The organism is Pseudoalteromonas sp. Cn5-37, from assembly GCF_021532495.1.
In the GTDB taxonomy this organism is placed as follows: Bacteria; Pseudomonadota; Gammaproteobacteria; order Enterobacterales; family Alteromonadaceae; genus Pseudoalteromonas; species Pseudoalteromonas simplex.
Genome location: NZ_JAKGBA010000001.1, coordinates 663,734 through 680,186 on the forward strand (window position 1 = coordinate 663,734; position 16,453 = coordinate 680,186).

The following is a 16,453-nucleotide window of genomic DNA, read 5'->3' on the forward strand; positions in this document are numbered from 1 at the left end:
GTTCATAGCAATATGTTCCTCTAAGAATACGTTATGAGTAAGGCTGTTGATTTCAAGACAAATAAAGCCTCATTCAAAATGTTTTTATTCATAAACGTTCAATCAAAATTGCCCACTCTAATTTCGGCTGAAAGCTGACAGCTAAACTTCTGAAACCTCAAACCTTCTTTGCCCTATCAGCTGCCCAGACTCGGTAACCACTTTGACGACCCATTTCCCTGCAGCATTAGCAGGGAAATTCGTTTTATGGCTCCACGCTCGATAGCCCTCTTTACGACCACCAGAAATATCCAAGGCTATACGGTCAACTTCTTTTCGATTATGCACCCAAACGTGGAAGATTTTCTCATTTAAACCTCGCGGTGCTTTTACCGCACTAAAACTATATAGACCGTTTTCATGTAAGCTCTGCTCAGTGAGTTCTGTTATTGGCGAAAGCGGTTTACGAGCTTGTGCATCTAGCTGATATGACATACTCATATCGGTTAAACGCAGTGCTGCAGGTGGCACAAAACTACGTAATTGCCAAAGCCCGGCACCTAATGAACAAAGCAATAACACCAACAACGGAAAACGCCACCATTTAGCATTGGGCATCAAATTGCCAAGACTGGGGACCGTTAAAATAACAGCTGTTATTAGTGCAATTTCAAAACTTTGGCTGGTCGTTAACTTTAATAAAATAGGCAAGGTAACCGACAGCACGACAAACAAAGAAAAGCTATGAAACACACTAAACCAAACACTGTGCCTTGCAAGCTTTTTATAATAGAGAGGATCAACAACAGAAACGAACGCACAAAGTATAATTAAAGCGGTAAACGCGGCCTGACCATGGTCCCAAGTAGTCACCGCTAAGAAAAATGGTAAAGCAAAAAACAAACTTTCTTGCTGCACAACTTGCAGCGCAAAGCGCATCACATTAGGCGACACCGCCACACCAAAACGCTCCTCTACCTTATCTCTTAGCCAGTTATCTATTAACAACCACAACCAAGTGACTAATAACAAAATAGAGATAAGCTGCGAAAACGATTCTTTTCGTTCAACAAAGACATAGCTTGCTACACCACTACAAAAAGCCAACACCGCCATCAACCCCGGCCGCTTCTGCATCATGAAAACAAATTTAGTTATAAAGTTTTTTAAGTAATTCATGCAATCATCAAATCCATTTAAGGCTTTATGAGTAAAGCATAAATTGGATGAATGTAGGCTTTAAAACGAGCTTTAAGTTCAAAGCTTTAAGCTGTAAGGTATTTAGATGAAGTGAACAAGCATAGAGTATTTTCTAAAAGGAAAAAATGGAATGTTATATAGAGTATTGATAATACTTTTATTAATTTCTAAGTGTACAACTGCAAACGCATTTGAAGATTATAGTTTTCTAAATGGTGAATGGTTTTGCAAAATGAAGTCTGTATTACCAGACGATGCAATACTAGATGTTGATAGCCACGTAACGACTTCAATTAAAGATTTAAACTCATATTCAAAAAGCTTTTTTTAATTTTATTTTAAGCAAAACCCTGATTTGGTCTCTGTTATCTCTGTTGAATCCTCAGAAAAAATGGATTTCGAGGGTGATATCATGATCAGCTTTAATTCTAAAACCCATAAAACAAATTTAATAAAAGACGATCTAAATATCTTTTCACCAGAGTCTGTGAAAAGCTTCACTCGAGGGCCTTCAGTGACAGTTAAATCGAAAATCAAAAAAATAGACGATGAGACTATTAAGTTAATTGGGATCCCTGACAAAGATGTTATCAATTGCTCTAAAGCACAAAAAAGCGCGGTCTGACCCGCGCCTCTATTTTATCTGACGGCTGAAAGCTGATGGCTGACAGCTCAAGTCTTTGGGTTACAAACCAAGTTCTGCCATAAAATCATCATCTGCATCGTCTGCTTGTGATGATGCTTTTTGCTTTTCAGCTTTTTGTTTAGCTTCGTTTTCGATGATGTCATCCGGGTCAACCGCTTCTGAAATATCAAAGTCATGTAGTTTGATAAATTCAGTTTTATCCATGGCTAATTCTAGATAGAAGATATTTTGCTTCGCTGTGGTGAAGGTCACACGGCGTGCTTGTGGTCTATCCATAGTGGTATCAACAGAGATTTGCACCTGCTTATTAATTGCCATCATCTTAGGTTGGTTTTGCGTGATAGAAGTATGCAGCTGGTCGCGTACTTTTGACGTAAAGTCACCAACGATTTGGTTCATCAGTTCGCCAAGTACGTTTGCTACATCATCTGATAAATGGCTTTGTGCAATTTCTTCTTCTGGCATTCCCATGTTACGCATGTAGTCATGGTAAATTTCCATGGCAGCTTGCGCTGTGAAGTTTGTTACCACAAGACCGGTAAAGCCACCATCGAACAATACAAAACAGCCAATATCTGGGCGCATACAGGTGCGGGTGATTTTTTGAACCATGGCAGAATAACTAATACTGTTACCGCTTGCTGAAGACAGAACTCCAGTCACTGAATGACACAGAGTTGATAAGATATCTTCTGTACTGATCACTTTGCTTTTTGTCATTAAACTTCTCTTTTTTGTACTTGTTATTGATAATTCTAGCCAAGCTACTGAATTTATCACTGACTATCCAGTTAAAAATGCTAAAATAGCGGTATTATTTTTTAAAGAGACTGTTCAAGTGACGCAAAAAGACAGTATTTATGCCACTGAGCAAGCGGTTAAAGACTTTAGCTTTGACCAACATGTAGTAGAAGTTTTCCCTGATATGATCCAGCGCTCGGTGCCGGGTTACGCAACCATTGTTAGCACTATGGGTAAGCTGGCTGGTGAGTACGCGCAAAGCAATTCAAACCTATACGACTTAGGCTGTTCTCTTGGCGCTGTAACGTTAAGTATGCGCCGTAATATTCGCACCGATAACTGTAATATTATTGCCGTCGATAACTCAGAAGCGATGGTTGAGCGCTGTAAATTACATTTACAAGGTTTTCGCTCTGACGTGCCGGTCACAGTTACACTAGGTGATATCAACGATTTAGACATCGAGAATGCCTCTGTGGTTGCGATGAATTTTACACTGCAGTTTATTCCACCTGAAAAGCGCCAAGCGGTGCTTGAAAAGATTTACGCAAATTTAAAACCAGGCGGTGTTTTGCTGCTGAGCGAAAAAATTAGAGGTGAAAATGAGCAATGCGATAATTTACTCATTGATTTACACCATGATTTTAAACGTCACAACGGCTATTCGGAGCTTGAGATCAGCCAAAAGCGTACGGCTATCGAAAATGTCATGCGCCCTGATCATTTATCTACCCACTTAAACCGATTAAGTGAAATTGGTTTTAGCCAAACGCAAGTGTGGTATCAATGTTTTAACTTCTGCTCGATGATTGCAATCAAGTAATCATCACAACGATATAAAGAGTATTTCATGTCTCAATGGTTTAACCAATTTTACGCTGCAATTGCACAAAGCCCGCTTAGCCACTGGCTCGAAACTTTGCCAGGTCAATTAAAACACTGGGAACTCGAAGCCAGCCACGGTGATTTACCGAAATGGCAAAAAGTGCTGAAAAACTTACCTGAGGTAAGCACAAACCATGTGAATATTCAGGATAAAGTACAAATTGGCACCGGTGATGAGCTTTCTGAAGGTCAGCAAAAACAGTTAACGCATTTATTAAAGCGCATGATGCCATGGCGTAAAGGACCCTTTAGCTTACACGGTATCGAGATTGATACTGAGTGGCGCAGTGATTGGAAATGGGATCGTTTACTACCTCATATCGAACCGTTAAAAGGCCGCACTGTGCTTGATATTGGCTGTGGCTCGGGTTATCACTTGTGGCGCATGCGCGGTGAAGGCGCAAATTTTGTGGTGGGTATCGATCCATCCGATTTGTTCTTATGCCAATTCCAAGCGATAAAGCATTATCACCAAGATGAAAACGTGCATTTATTGCCATTGGGTGTTGAAGCTCTGCCAGAGCTAAAAGCATTCGATACAGTTTTTTCGATGGGTGTTTTATATCATCGTCGTTCGCCTATCGACTTTTTAGCGCAATTAAAAGCACAGCTTCGCCCTGGTGGTGAGTTAGTCCTTGAAACACTGGTTGTTGAAGGTGATGAGCACACAGTTTTAGTGCCAACTGACCGCTATGCAAAAATGCGTAATGTATGGTTTATCCCAAGCACCGCGGCATTAAAACTATGGATGGAACGCGTTGGCTTTAAAGATGTACAAGTTAAAGACTGTGCAATCACAACGCTTGAAGAACAACGCAAAACCCAGTGGATGGAAAACGAATCATTAGTCGACTTTTTAGACCCTAATGACACCAGCAAAACCATTGAAGGTTACCCTGCCCCTCTTCGCGCTATTTTAACCGCGAAAGCTTAACAAATAGTGAGAAGTTTCGAGTTTCAAGGTTAAAAGTTCATTTGCCTGATACTTTTGCCTTGGAACTTGAAAACAAAAAACCGGACAACTGTCCTTGTCAAGTCGGTTAAAGTGATTTTTCAACTAGCCGCGCCAGTGCAATTGTTGTAAAATACGCGCGTTTCTAAGCAACCCACATGCAACTTTTTTGAGGAAAACCTGTGAGCGAACAAAAACAGTCTCTTAGCTATAAAGACGCGGGCGTAGATATCGATGCCGGTAATGCACTTGTTGAGCGTATTAAAGGCGTAGTTAAAAAAACCAGACGTCCTGAAGTAATGGGCGGTATCGGTGGTTTTGGCGCACTTTGCGAACTACCAACTGGCTATAAAGAGCCTGTACTGGTTGCTGGCACAGACGGTGTTGGTACAAAACTACGTTTAGCAATCGATCTTAAAAAGCACGACACAGTGGGTATCGACCTTGTTGCTATGTGTGTAAACGACCTTATTGTACAAGGTGCAGAGCCACTATTTTTCCTTGATTACTATGCAACGGGTAAATTAGACGTAGATACTGCGGCTGATGTTGTAACAGGTATTGGTAAAGGCTGTGAGCTTTCTGGCTGTGCATTAATCGGTGGTGAAACTGCTGAAATGCCAGGTATGTACGACGGCGAAGACTACGACATGGCTGGTTTCTGTACTGGTGTTGTAGAAAAATCAAAAATTATCGACGGTACTAAAGTTGCTGCAGGCGACCAATTAATCGCTCTTGCATCAAGTGGTCCTCACTCAAACGGCTTCTCATTAATTCGTAAAGTTCTTGAAGTATCTGGCGCAGACACGAGCGCTGAGCTTGAAGGCAAAACACTTGGCGATCACCTTTTAGAGCCAACTCGTATCTACGTTAAACAACTACTTGAGCTATTCAAGCAGGTTGACGTACATGCGTTATCTCACATCACGGGTGGTGGTTTCTGGGAAAACATCCCGCGCGTACTTCCTGAATCTGCAAAAGCAGTAATCAAAGGTGACAGCTGGGAATGGCCTGTTGTTTTCAACTGGTTACAAGAAAACGGCAACATCACAACACACGAAATGTACCGTACATTCAACTGTGGTGTAGGCATGGTTTTAGTTGTTCCAGCTGACAAACTTGAGCAAAGCTTAACAATCCTTAAAGATCTTGGCGAAAATGCATGGCATATCGGTGAGATCCAAGATGCGAAAGCAGGCGAAGAGCAAGTAGAAATTTTAGGTGGTCGTGACTAATGACCCCTTGTCGTCTTGTTGTATTAATTTCTGGTAGCGGTTCAAACCTTCAAGCCATCATTGACGCGTGTGCGCGTGGTGAGATAAAGGCCGAAATCGCCGCTGTAATTAGTAATAAAGCCGACGCCTATGGCCTTGAGCGAGCAAAAAATGCAGGTATACAAACATGTGTACTAAGCCATAAAGATTTTGACTCGCGCGAGGCCTATGATGCTGAGTTAATGGACATTATTGACAATTTTGAACCAAATCTAGTTGTATTAGCTGGTTTTATGCGTATTCTTACACCTAGCTTAGTGCAAAAGTTTAAGGGAAAAATGTTGAACATTCACCCTTCTTTGTTGCCTAAGTACCAAGGGCTGAATACCCACCAGCGAGCGATAGATGCAAAAGATGAGGTTCATGGTGTTAGTGTTCACTTTGTCACAGAAGAGCTAGACGGCGGTCCCGTTGTTCTTCAAGCCAAAGTGCCGGTACTCGAAAACGATACCGCAGAGACACTCGCACAACGTGTTCATCAGCAAGAACATATAATCTATCCGTTGGTGGTCAAGTGGTTCAGTGAACAACGACTCAAGATGGAAGCAGATTATGCAGTTTTTGATGAAAAGAAACTTCCTGCACACGGCGCGCACTACCCAGAATAAAAATCTAAGTGCCCTACTCGCTTGTGTGGGCACTTTATTACTTCCTACCAGTGTATTAGCTGGCGACCTCACTCAATACGAAGCCAAATACGATGTACTTCGTAAAGGCGAAACCCATGGTAAAGCAGTACGCGAGCTGAAAAAAGCCGCAGACGGTAACTACGTGATCACTTATCACAGTGAAATCGAATGGATGATTTTTTCAGACTCACGAAAAGAAACATCCATGTTTACTTATCATGATCAGAAAATTTCTCCGCTAAGTTACACTATGGAGCGTTCGGGCACCGGGCCTGATAAAGAGTACAGCTTAAAATTTGATGCTACGCAAAAGCAAGTTCAAAGCAGCCAAAGTAAATACCCTCTTAAAATTGATTGGTCAGATGATTTTCAAGATTCACTGTCTTATCAAGTGCAAGTACGCGAAGAGCTAAAACAAGGTAAAACGCAATTATCGTATCCACTGATTGATAAAAAAGGCAACCTTCGTAATTATGACTTTGAAGTTGTCGGCACAGAAATGATTTCGCTACCTATTGGTAATGTAGAAGCGATTAAAGTAAAACGATTATACGATAACGATAAGCGTCAAGCGCTTGCTTGGTTTGCCCCAGAAATGGACTACATGCTAGTTCGTATGTGGAAAGGTGAAAAAGGCGTAGAGCAATTTGAAGTGCAGCTTAATTCATTCACCGTGACCACACCTGTTAGTGTTCCAAATGAAGTGCAACAAGAAGTGAGTAATGAAGCGCCTGAGTAGCGCTTCATCTTTTATTTAAATCTTTTCGCCCATTTTAAACAGGGCAAACTCACCTGGCTCCATTTTCTGCCAGCGTTCATCATTGGTGAGCGGCCTTGTTGCAATCACAGTAACCACATCGTTCGGTGTGGTTTCTTTTTGAAAATCAATCACCATGTCTGCATCAATTAATGTCGCTTTACCAAACGGTGCACGGCGTGTGATCCAATGTAGGTTATTGGTGCAATAAGCTAAAACATAAACACCATCGGTAAGTAGCATATTAAATACGCCTTTTTCACGCAGTGTGTGGGCAAGCTTGGCAGCATAACGAAATACAGACGCCATATTTGATGGGCGTTTAGGGTATTTTTCGCGAATTTTATCCAGCAGCCAGCAAAACGCCAGTTCACTGTCTGTATTCCCCACAGGTCGATAGTAATCTGGTTTTAAATCATGATAATTTGATAATTGCCCGTTGTGAGCATACGTAATTTCACGGCCCCATAACTCGCGAGTAAATGGGTGGGTATTTTCAAGGCACACTCGGCCACGATTACCTTGGCGAATATGGCTTATCACCGAAATACTTTTTATTGGATAGGCTTTAACTAGTTTGGCAATTTCTGATTGGCAACTTGGCTCAGGATCTTTAAATGTACGACAGCCTTTGCCTTCGTAAAAAGTGATGCCCCAGCCATCTTTATGCGGGCCAGTATTACCACCGCGTTCTAATAATCCTGAAAAACTGAAACAAATATCCGTTGGTACATTGGCCGACATGCCAAGCAACTCACACATAGAACTCTTAACCTATAAAACTAATCGAAGGAAGGCATGATGGGCTGATCCCTGCCTGCGCTCATTGTTAAACATACCGCTAAGGATGGCAACTGCTATGCTGAGATTTTCAGAACTATCTGAGCAATTCACAACTAATCGTAAGTATAACGGCGCTGATTATAAGTAATTACTCAACAATTCCTCATCTGCTGTAAATGTTTTTGCACTGATAGCCATTTTTAAAATAATAAAACTCACCAAACAAGCCGTTTTAATCCTTGTTCCCCTCTTGATAATTCGCTTTTCTAGCGCTACTCTAAAAGAGGTGGTCTGACCTCTATTAAGGAATAATCAATGACTCTCATATTTTTACTTGGTTTACTCGTGCTGCTTAGTATTGCGAGTTACCACAGAGCAAGCTGGAATACCTGCTTAGGTATTGCCGTTGCGACTTTACTTGTTGGCACATTTGCTGGCGCGTTTGGCGCAATTAGTTGGCTACTATTCTTACTTATCGCTGTGCCACTTTCTGTGACTGGCGTTCGTCAACAATACATCATCAAACCTATCTTCGCTGCTTTCAAAAAAGTAACCCCGACGATGTCGGATACTGAAAAATCAGCAATCGATGCCGGTACGACGTGGTGGGAAGCGGATCTTTTTTGTGGTCGTCCTGACTGGAACAAATTGCACCAATACCCAGCACCTAAACTGACTATCGAAGAACAAGCGTTTATTGATGGTCCAGTTGAAGAAGTGTGTAGCATGCTAGATGACTGGCACGCAACTCACGAACTAACTGATTTACCGCAAGATGTTTGGCAATATCTAAAAGATAATAAATTCTTTGCCATGATCATCAAAAAAGAATTTGGCGGTTTAGAGTTTTCTGCTTATGCACAATCATGTGTACTGCAAAAGCTAACCAGTAAATCGACGCTACTTTCTTCTATCGTAGGTGTACCTAACTCATTAGGTCCAGGCGAATTACTTCAGCACTATGGTACTAAAGAGCAAAAAGATCATTACTTACCACGCTTAGCAAGTGGTCAAGAGATCCCATGTTTTGCTTTAACATCACCAGAAGCCGGTTCTGACGCAAGTGCAATTCCAGATTACGGTGTTGTTTGTAAAGGTCAATGGAACGGCGAAGAAGTTGTTGGTATTAGCCTAACGTGGAACAAGCGTTACATTACTCTTGCTCCTGTTGCGACTGTACTTGGTCTTGCATTTAAACTACAAGATCCAGACGGTTTACTAGGTGATGATAAAGAGCCAGGTATTACCTGTGCGCTGATCCCTACAGATACTCCAGGGGTCGAAATTGGCCGTCGTCACTTCCCGCTAAACGTACCATTCCAAAATGGTCCTACTCGCGGTAAAGACATCTTCGTACCACTTGATTACATCATTGGTGGCCCGAAAATGGCTGGTCAAGGCTGGCGTATGCTTGTTGAATGTTTATCTGTTGGTCGTGCAATTACATTGCCGTCTAACTCAACAGGTGGCATTAAAACAATTGCGCTTGCAACAGGCTCTTACAGCCGTATTCGTCGTCAATTCCGTTTACCAATTGGTCAAATGGAAGGTGTTGAAGAATCAATGGCAAAACTTGCAGGTTACGCATATAGCTCTGATGCTGCTGTTAGCATGTCTACAGGGGCTGTTGACCTTGGTGAAAAACCATCGGTTGTCTCTGCGATTATCAAATACCACTTAACTGAGCAAATGCGTGAAGCAACGATTCACGGCATGGATGTTCATGGTGGTAAAGGCATCATGCTTGGTCCAAACAACTACTTAGGTCGCGGTTACCAAGGTGCGCCAATTGCAATTACCGTTGAAGGTGCAAATATCTTAACGCGTAACATGATCATTTATGGTCAAGGTGCAATTCGTTGTCATCCATTCGTGTTAACTGAGCTAGGTGCTTGTGCAATTGAAGACCGCGAAGAAGCACTTGCTGTATTCGATAAAGCGTTAATGGGTCACGTTGGCTTTACTATTTCGAACCTTGTTCGTACTAAGTGGTTAGCATTAACAAATGCTCGCTTCACAAGTACACCGTACAAAGACGAAACAGCTGAGTTTTATCGTGTTGCGTCACGTTTCAGTGCATCATTAGCATTAATGTCAGATATCAGCATGGCAGTATTTGGTGGTTCATTAAAACGTAAAGAGCGTATCTCTGCACGTTTAGGTGACTTACTAAGCTACTTATACCTTGTATCTGCAACACTTAAACGTTACAACGACGAAGGCCGTAAAAAAGAAGATTTTGCGCTTGTTCAATGGAGCTGCCAAGATCACCTTTACCACTGCCAACGTGCACTCGCTGACTTAATTAATAACATGCCATCTGCACCACTACGTGCAATGCTAAAAATCATGTTATTCCCATTCGGTCGTCCAGTTCGTAAGCCTACTGATAAGCTTGAGCACAAACTTGCACACTTATTACAAGTACCAAGCGAAACTCGTAACCGTTTAGCTAACTACATTTACCTTAAAAACGAGCCACTTAACCTTGTTGGTCGTCAAGAGCAAACGCTTAAAGACATCCTTGAAGTTGAGCCTCTGTTTGACAAGGTATGCCGTGAAAAAGGCGTAAAACTGCCTTTCTTCCAGCTTGATAAAGTAGCGCAAATGGGCCTAGAAGCAGGCATTTTAAGCCAAGCTGAAGCTGACAAACTAGCTGCTGTTGAAAAAGCCCGTCTTGACGTTATTAACGTTGACGACTTTGACCCAGCAGACTTAGTTGCAGGTAATGTTGCCCGCGGCGAGAGCGATAAAAAAGCAGACGCCGCTTAAGCTAGCAAAACAATTCCAATTGTTATGAAAAACCAAACCAGCGCAAATTGCGCTGGTTTTTTTTGCGCTAAATATTGCTGCAATACACACCACACTGCCCCAATAGGGATGTAAATCAAGTTAGTGCCAAGCATGCTTATAACGACAATGAAAGCCACAGAAAAAAATATAAAGCTCGGTAAAAACTGGCTTATATAAAACGGCTTATCTTGGTTATTGCTTTGAAAGAACAGCCGATATTTTTTAAAAACAGCCAAGCAATCGAACTGCAGCGAGCTTGTTAGCAACACGCATACTGAAAAAGCCAAAGCCAGTACCAAGTCGCTAAAGTCATTACGCACTGCAATTAGCTGTAATAAAGCGAGCAAGCATGCTAGCAAGACTGAACCACGCCATATTAAGCTCCAGCTATGCTGTATAAAGTAACTAAGCCAAAACAAAGCAAGCGAGTGTACTTTTAACTTATGACTTATTCTTACAGGTGGGAGTAAAATCGAACAGCCGAAAATTGCAATAAAACTTAGATAGTATTGCAGTGAAGTTAAACTAGCAGGCAGTAATACCAAGATAGAACTGAGTAATAAACTATAAAAAAGTGCACGTGGCCTATAAAGAACAAATACTCCACATAGCCACTGCAACAGCATAAACAGTATAAAATGAGGCACTTGTAGCCATTGCTTTAACGATAGGTCGACTGCTATTAGTAAACTGGCAATAAGCCAAGCATTACTTAACAGTAGTAACTTGCAGTCAACACATACTCGCCAAGAGGATTTATATAGACTTCGCTGAAATGCCCTATTTTGCTCATTTTTAATGGCTGGTGCCATGGCCCATAACATTACTGATTCAAGTAAAAGATAAATCACTGCTAATTTTGCACCGTAACCAGGTGCTGCATGGCTATCGACTATTTTACCAAGTCCTAAAAACAACAATAAAACCATACCAAGAAAAGCTGGGCCCAGTACCAGTGCAAACAACAAGCTAAAATTCTTTAACTGAGACAGCATGCTCTTGAGGGTGGTCGTATATGCTAAGTATCGAAAAGAAAGGAATGAGAAGTAACTTGCAAAGGAATTTATCATAGTGATGTGCACTCAAAACCGTGCTGTATAAACACCTCTGGTTCGTGGCTTGTAATGATAATTTGCCCATTAGGTTTATTATCAAGGTAGTCATCAAGTAAGGTCAGCAAAAATTTTATACTTGTTTGATCAAGTGCAGCACTCGGTTCATCTAATAGCAAAAATGGAGCTTGCTTTAAAAAAGCAGTTATAAGCTGACACTTCTTTTGATTGCCACTCGACAAAGCACTAAAGCGAGTATTGAGGTGCTCTTTAAAGTTAAATCCAGTAATGAGTTGCTCAGGCATATCTTTCTTTAACGCCTTGCAACTAAGTTCAATAACTTGTCGCGCAGTTAAAAAATCTGGCAGAGCAATACGGTCGCTAGCAATTGAAACAATGTTTTGCGGCGATTTTAATGCTTGATTATTATATAAAACCTGCCCTGATTGCGGCTTTTCAAGGCCAGCTAGCATCATCAATAATGTTGTTTTTCCTCTGCCATTGGCTGCCTGTAAACAAACTCGTTTACCTTGAAATTGCTTATTATAGTTTTCAAAAACGTGGGCTGAAGCAAAGCGCTTATTGAGGTTGTTAATTTCAATCATGTTTATTCCTTTAATAGTGAAAAAATAGTAACACACTCATATCTCTTATTAGTTACATGATTTGTAACAAATATCGAACGGGTAAAACTTGCGTTTAGATTATGAACAGGCAACACTTTAAAACGAAAAATTAACAAGGAATAATTACAATGAAACCGAGTTTTCAACTAGCAGCTGTTGCATGCGCACTTAGCCTTGCACTTGCAGGATGTTCACAATCAACCTCACCAACGAGCAGCACCGAAAGCGTGCAACAAAGCCAAACTGTTAAACAGTATGACGCTGAAACCTTTTTTGATACAACCTCAATCATGGGCAGCAGCTTTTCACCAAAAGGCGACAAAATACTCGTTAGCAGTGACGAAAGCGGTATTTATAGCCTTTATGAAGTAGATATAAAAACCGCCAAAAAAACCCGCTTAACAGATTTTGAAGACAGTACGTATGCTGTGGCTTATTTCCCTAAAGATGAGCGCGTACTATTTACTAAAGACTCTGGCGGTAACGAGCGTTATCACATCTACGTTCGCGAAACAGATGGTACAGTTAAAGATCTTACGCCAGGTGAAGAAACCCGTGCAGGATTTGCAGGCTTCACAGAAGACGGTAAACACTTTTTTATAACCAGCAATCAGCGTGATGCTAAGTTTATGGACCTATATCGTGTTGATGCTAATAGCTATGAAGTAACGCCTGTTTATCAAAATACCATGGGGCTAGATGTCGGTGCGATCAGCCCTGACGGTCGATTTATTGCTTTATCGAAAAACAATTCGAACAAAGACAGCGATGTATTTATTCTCGATACGCGTAAAAAAACACTGAAACCAGAGCTCATTACCCGTCATGACGACGACGCTAAGTATGGTCCAGAAACCTTCTCAAGAGACAGTAAATCATTATATTACTCAACCGACTCCAAAGGTGAGTTTGCAGAAGTGTGGCGCTATGACTTAACGACCGGCGAGCACAGCCCTGCCCTCAAAGATGAGTGGGATGTGAGTTTTATCTACTTCTCTAAATCTGGCCGTTATCAAGTAAGCGGTGTTAATGCTGACGCAAGCACTAAAGTGTCGATAATTGATACCACCACAGGTAAAGGTATTGCCATGCCATCGCTGCCTGCTGGTAACTTACGTGGTGTGAACTTTTCAGCTGATGAAAAGACCATGGCGTTTTATTTAAATTCAGATACCTCGCCAAGTAACCTATTTGTGTGGCAACTCGGTGAATCAAAAGCTAAACAATTAACCAACACATTAAGTGATGCAATTAATCAAAATGACTTGGTTGAAAGCACAATTGTGCGCTTTAAAAGCTTTGATGGTTTAGAGATCCCCGGGGTTTTATATAAGCCTAAGCAAGCTAATAGCAACAACAAAGTACCAGCTTTAGTTTGGGTGCACGGCGGTCCTGGCGGCCAAAGTCGTACAGGATATAGTGCAATGCAGCAGCATCTAGTCAATCATGGTTATGCCATTTTTGCAGTTAATAACCGTGGCAGCTCAGGCTATGGTAAAACCTTCTTCCATTTAGATGATAAAAAACACGGCACTGACGATTTACAAGATATTGTTTACGGTAAAAAACACCTGCAAAGCCTAGATTGGGTTGATGCTGATAAAATTGGCATCATGGGGGGCAGCTATGGTGGCTTTATGACCGCCGCAGCTCTTGCCTTTGAACCTGAAGAGTTCAAAGTAGGCATTAATATATTTGGTGTAACAAACTGGGTTAGAACCTTAAACTCGATTCCACCATGGTGGGAAAGCTTTAAAAAGGCGCTGTATGATGAAATGGGCGACCCAGCGACAGACGGTGAACGTCACCGTGCCATTTCGCCACTATTTCATGCTAAAAACATCACCAAGCCATTAATGGTGATCCAAGGTGCTAACGACCCTCGAGTTTTACAAGTTGAAAGCGATGAACTTGTTGCCGCTGTAAAGGCAAATGGTGTGCCTGTCGAATATGTATTATTTGATGATGAAGGCCATGGTTTTACTAAAAAAGAAAACCGCATAAAAGCCTCAAATGCATACCTTGAGTTTTTAAATACCTACTTAGATAAATAGCAAAATTGCAAAGATAAAGAGCCGGTATGATGCCGGCTTTTTTTATGCAAAACACCTGTATAGATTCAAAATTTAACAGTTTACACAGTACTGTATAAAATACTGTATATCTTTACTGGTAAATTTTTCACCTTTTCCAACCATCAAAATAAAACCGTAAAGCACTGTTTAATAACAATTAAATTATTTTGACTAAAATTAAACTGAATCATTGGTTAAAAAATAGCAAAAAAGTACTTGCGCAAAAACACTGTATAAACTACTGTATACACATACTGTATAAACAACCAGTGAGTGAAAGTTATGTTACAGCCAATTACCTTAAGAACAGTTAAAAGCTACCAACAAGATAACGACAAAGCGTCTGTTAATTTAATTCAAATTGAAGACGAAATTTCAGCAACTTTTGAGCTGTTAAAAGTATTGCATCATTACAATAGCCAAAATGCATGGACACTATTAATTGCTCCTGATCATGTTCCTAGTAAAGCCTTACTAGATTCATGTTCGATTGATACCAGCAAACTTCTTGTGATCAGACAAAAACATTTAGTTAATCTTGAGTACGTTCTTAGTTCAGCATTACATAACGGTAATTTTGCTGCTGTGATCACATGGACAGATATTGTAAACAATCATCAACTTGATTCGATGAACTTAAACCTTGAGCAGGCATCTGCTAAATTTTATTGTTTTACAAAAAGCGCTCAATTAAACAATTTAGTACCGCAGCCACAATAGGCTTGTTAAAATAACAATTTATAGTTTTAGGTAAGTTGTTATGACATCACTCACACACTCCCTTTGTCCTTGTGGCAGCGAATCGACTTACGAGCTTTGCTGCCAGCCTTTTCATACAGGTGCAAGCCAAGCTGATACGCCAGAGCAACTTATGCGTTCTCGTTTTAGTGCTTACGCACTAAAAGATGCAAAATATGTATTTAGTACCTATGCACAAAGCCAGCAAGCCGCTAACCCTGTTCGCGAAATTAAAGATTTTGCTAATAGCTGCCGTTTTACCAAGCTAAGTGTTTTAGATACTGAACATAACGAGCAAGAAGGTTTTGTCGAATTTAAAGCTAATTACTTTTATCAAAACTTGTATTGTGAGTTACACGAGAAGTCGCGTTTTATTAAAGAAGATGGCCTATGGCGTTACCTAGACGGTGATATAACGCCAGTTGCAGATATTAAAATAGGCCGTAACGACGAGTGCCCTTGTGGGAGCGGCAAAAAATATAAAAAGTGTCACGCTCTTTAGTTACCATTAACCTGGTAAATCCAGTCTAAGGCTTGGGTAATCGTTGTTGGGAATGCGGTTGCATGGCGTGCCTGAGGAATAACAAATAAATTTGTTATAACCAGCGCGCCGCTTTGTTTATTAATTTTAGCTGCTAATTGCCTTGCGCCCGACACCATTTTTTCACCTTCGCTTTCTTCAAGTTCTCCGATACCAATGTACACTTTAGTTGCTTTACCTGCAGGTACGACAGGCAAAGCTAACAGGCTGTGCTGCTTAAACCACACTGAAGGACTGCCGATAATATAATTTGAAAAAAGCGAAGGCTCAGTGAATAAGGTATAAGCCGCAAATAAACCGCCAAGTGAGTTACCGACTAACGTACCTTTTTGGTTAGTTCTGTAGTGAGCCTTAATGTATGGTAATACAGAGTGTTTTAAATAGTTTAGGTACTGGCTTGCTCCGCCAGTTTTACGTTGCCAATTTTTATCTTCAAATGGCGTATAGTCATAAATACGGCTATTAAGCCCAGATACACCTTTTTGATATCCTACTGCAACGATAATTACCTCTTCTATAGCCCCCGAATTCATCATAAAGCGACTAGCACCAGAGGCAATTGGCAAACTGTAGTTTGCATCTAATAGGTAAACAACTGGGTAGCGCTTCTGGTTTTGCTTTTGGTAGCTGCGTGGCAATTTAATCGTAATGGGGTATTCGTTTTTGGTATGTTTATCTTTAAGTAACACAGTATTAGTACGTGGCAAAGTAAACGGCTCAGCATTGCTTACAGAGCTCACACTCAAAACACTGATCACAATAACTAACAGTAAATAAGGCAT

At 40.9% G+C, this 16,453-nt stretch carries 16 protein-coding genes; 10 read left to right on the forward strand and 6 right to left on the reverse strand.

Annotated features, from left to right (window positions below; translation table 11 throughout):
- Nucleotides 1-141: 141 nt before the first annotated feature.
- On the reverse strand, nt 142-1,158 hold the full coding sequence (locus L1266_RS02985; RefSeq protein WP_166339430.1) for a DUF5924 family protein: 1,017 nt from the start codon (nt 1,156-1,158) through the stop codon (nt 142-144).
- 433 nt (nt 1,159-1,591) lie between these two features.
- On the opposite strand from L1266_RS02985, the gene L1266_RS02990 reads away from it, so the two are divergent.
- Complete coding sequence (locus L1266_RS02990) at nt 1,592-1,804, forward strand: hypothetical protein (protein ID WP_235376825.1); 213 nt, start codon at nt 1,592-1,594, stop codon at nt 1,802-1,804.
- A gap of 60 nt (nt 1,805-1,864) precedes the next feature.
- On the opposite strand, the gene L1266_RS02995 is transcribed toward L1266_RS02990, so the two are convergent.
- Entirely contained in the window at nt 1,865-2,545 is a 681-nt protein-coding gene (locus L1266_RS02995; protein WP_054551591.1) for a DUF3334 family protein, read from the reverse strand.
- 118 nt (nt 2,546-2,663) lie between these two features.
- Between L1266_RS02995 and cmoA the strand changes: the two genes are divergently transcribed.
- The 5 genes from cmoA (at nt 2,664) to L1266_RS03020 (ending at nt 7,045) form a co-directional block, all read left to right on the forward strand.
- Nucleotides 2,664-3,389 (forward strand): carboxy-S-adenosyl-L-methionine synthase CmoA, encoded by a 726-nt coding sequence (gene cmoA, locus L1266_RS03000; protein ID WP_235376826.1) that lies wholly within the window; start codon nt 2,664-2,666, stop codon nt 3,387-3,389.
- A 27-nt stretch (nt 3,390-3,416) separates the two neighbouring features.
- A complete protein-coding gene (gene cmoB, locus L1266_RS03005) occupies nt 3,417-4,385 on the forward strand; it encodes a tRNA 5-methoxyuridine(34)/uridine 5-oxyacetic acid(34) synthase CmoB (RefSeq protein ID WP_235376828.1) in 969 nt (322 codons plus the stop codon).
- Between the two features lie 200 nt (nt 4,386-4,585).
- Nucleotides 4,586-5,638, forward strand: a complete 1,053-nt coding sequence (gene purM, locus L1266_RS03010; RefSeq protein ID WP_054551593.1) for a phosphoribosylformylglycinamidine cyclo-ligase — start codon at nt 4,586-4,588, stop codon at nt 5,636-5,638.
- Complete coding sequence (gene purN / locus L1266_RS03015) at nt 5,638-6,285, forward strand: phosphoribosylglycinamide formyltransferase (RefSeq protein WP_138599716.1); 648 nt, start codon at nt 5,638-5,640, stop codon at nt 6,283-6,285. The genes purM and purN overlap by 1 nt, the downstream gene beginning before the upstream one ends.
- Nucleotides 6,242-7,045, forward strand: coding sequence for a DUF3108 domain-containing protein (locus L1266_RS03020; protein WP_442960589.1), 804 nt, complete (start codon nt 6,242-6,244; stop codon nt 7,043-7,045). The genes purN and L1266_RS03020 overlap by 44 nt, the downstream gene beginning before the upstream one ends.
- A 15-nt stretch (nt 7,046-7,060) precedes the next feature.
- Here the strand turns inward: L1266_RS03020 and L1266_RS03025 are convergent, their stop codons facing one another.
- Nucleotides 7,061-7,825 carry a class II glutamine amidotransferase gene (locus L1266_RS03025; RefSeq protein WP_054551596.1) on the reverse strand — a complete coding sequence of 255 codons (765 nt, stop codon included), beginning with the start codon at nt 7,823-7,825 and terminating at the stop codon, nt 7,061-7,063.
- A gap of 336 nt (nt 7,826-8,161) precedes the next feature.
- Between L1266_RS03025 and fadE the strand changes: the two genes are divergently transcribed.
- The gene (gene fadE, locus L1266_RS03030) at nt 8,162-10,618 is read left to right on the forward strand and encodes an acyl-CoA dehydrogenase FadE (RefSeq protein ID WP_054551597.1); all 2,457 of its coding nucleotides are present in this window, start codon (nt 8,162-8,164) and stop codon (nt 10,616-10,618) included.
- On the opposite strand, the gene L1266_RS03035 is transcribed toward fadE, so the two are convergent.
- Both L1266_RS03035 and L1266_RS03040 read right to left on the reverse strand, forming a co-directional pair.
- Nucleotides 10,615-11,709 (reverse strand): DUF6136 family protein, encoded by a 1,095-nt coding sequence (locus L1266_RS03035; RefSeq protein WP_054551598.1) that lies wholly within the window; start codon nt 11,707-11,709, stop codon nt 10,615-10,617. The two genes, fadE and L1266_RS03035, sit on opposite strands and share 4 nt — an antisense overlap.
- Nucleotides 11,706-12,296, reverse strand: coding sequence for an ATP-binding cassette domain-containing protein (locus L1266_RS03040; protein WP_054551599.1), 591 nt, complete (start codon nt 12,294-12,296; stop codon nt 11,706-11,708). Before L1266_RS03040 ends, L1266_RS03035 begins: the two co-directional genes overlap by 4 nt.
- A 149-nt stretch (nt 12,297-12,445) precedes the next feature.
- Here L1266_RS03040 and L1266_RS03045 point away from each other — a divergent pair, with 149 nt between their 5' ends.
- The 3 genes from L1266_RS03045 (at nt 12,446) to L1266_RS03055 (ending at nt 15,632) form a co-directional block, all read left to right on the forward strand.
- Nucleotides 12,446-14,371 carry a S9 family peptidase gene (locus tag L1266_RS03045; protein ID WP_235376829.1) on the forward strand — a complete coding sequence of 642 codons (1,926 nt, stop codon included), beginning with the start codon at nt 12,446-12,448 and terminating at the stop codon, nt 14,369-14,371.
- Between the two features lie 303 nt (nt 14,372-14,674).
- Nucleotides 14,675-15,112: a SulA-like leucine-rich domain-containing protein gene (locus L1266_RS03050; protein ID WP_054551944.1), complete on the forward strand. Its 438-nt coding sequence runs from the start codon at nt 14,675-14,677 to the stop codon at nt 15,110-15,112.
- A gap of 40 nt (nt 15,113-15,152) precedes the next feature.
- On the forward strand, nt 15,153-15,632 hold the full coding sequence (locus L1266_RS03055; RefSeq protein ID WP_054551601.1) for a YchJ family protein: 480 nt from the start codon (nt 15,153-15,155) through the stop codon (nt 15,630-15,632).
- On the opposite strand, the gene L1266_RS03060 is transcribed toward L1266_RS03055, so the two are convergent.
- Nucleotides 15,629-16,453 (reverse strand): alpha/beta hydrolase, encoded by an 825-nt coding sequence (locus L1266_RS03060; RefSeq protein ID WP_166339443.1) that lies wholly within the window; start codon nt 16,451-16,453, stop codon nt 15,629-15,631. The genes L1266_RS03055 and L1266_RS03060 overlap by 4 nt on opposite strands.

What these genes read in the sequence shown, in the direction of transcription:
- L1266_RS02985 (WP_166339430.1), bottom strand. Translation starts at nt 1,158, where the DNA reads ATGAATTACTTAAAAAACTTTATAACTAAATTTGTTTTCATGATGCAG.
- L1266_RS02990 (WP_235376825.1), top strand. Translation starts at nt 1,592, where the DNA reads ATGATCAGCTTTAATTCTAAAACCCATAAAACAAATTTAATAAAAGAC.
- L1266_RS02995 (WP_054551591.1), bottom strand. Translation starts at nt 2,545, where the DNA reads ATGACAAAAAGCAAAGTGATCAGTACAGAAGATATCTTATCAACTCTG.
- cmoB (WP_235376828.1), top strand. Translation starts at nt 3,417, where the DNA reads ATGTCTCAATGGTTTAACCAATTTTACGCTGCAATTGCACAAAGCCCG.
- purN (WP_138599716.1), top strand. Translation starts at nt 5,638, where the DNA reads ATGACCCCTTGTCGTCTTGTTGTATTAATTTCTGGTAGCGGTTCAAAC.
- L1266_RS03020 (WP_442960589.1), top strand. Translation starts at nt 6,242, where the DNA reads ATGAAAAGAAACTTCCTGCACACGGCGCGCACTACCCAGAATAAAAAT.
- L1266_RS03025 (WP_054551596.1), bottom strand. Translation starts at nt 7,825, where the DNA reads ATGTGTGAGTTGCTTGGCATGTCGGCCAATGTACCAACGGATATTTGT.
- fadE (WP_054551597.1), top strand. Translation starts at nt 8,162, where the DNA reads ATGACTCTCATATTTTTACTTGGTTTACTCGTGCTGCTTAGTATTGCG.
- L1266_RS03035 (WP_054551598.1), bottom strand. Translation starts at nt 11,709, where the DNA reads ATGATAAATTCCTTTGCAAGTTACTTCTCATTCCTTTCTTTTCGATAC.
- L1266_RS03040 (WP_054551599.1), bottom strand. Translation starts at nt 12,296, where the DNA reads ATGATTGAAATTAACAACCTCAATAAGCGCTTTGCTTCAGCCCACGTT.
- L1266_RS03045 (WP_235376829.1), top strand. Translation starts at nt 12,446, where the DNA reads ATGAAACCGAGTTTTCAACTAGCAGCTGTTGCATGCGCACTTAGCCTT.
- L1266_RS03050 (WP_054551944.1), top strand. Translation starts at nt 14,675, where the DNA reads ATGTTACAGCCAATTACCTTAAGAACAGTTAAAAGCTACCAACAAGAT.
- L1266_RS03055 (WP_054551601.1), top strand. Translation starts at nt 15,153, where the DNA reads ATGACATCACTCACACACTCCCTTTGTCCTTGTGGCAGCGAATCGACT.
- L1266_RS03060 (WP_166339443.1), bottom strand. Translation starts at nt 16,453, where the DNA reads ATGCCTTATTTACTGTTAGTTATTGTGATCAGTGTTTTGAGTGTGAGC.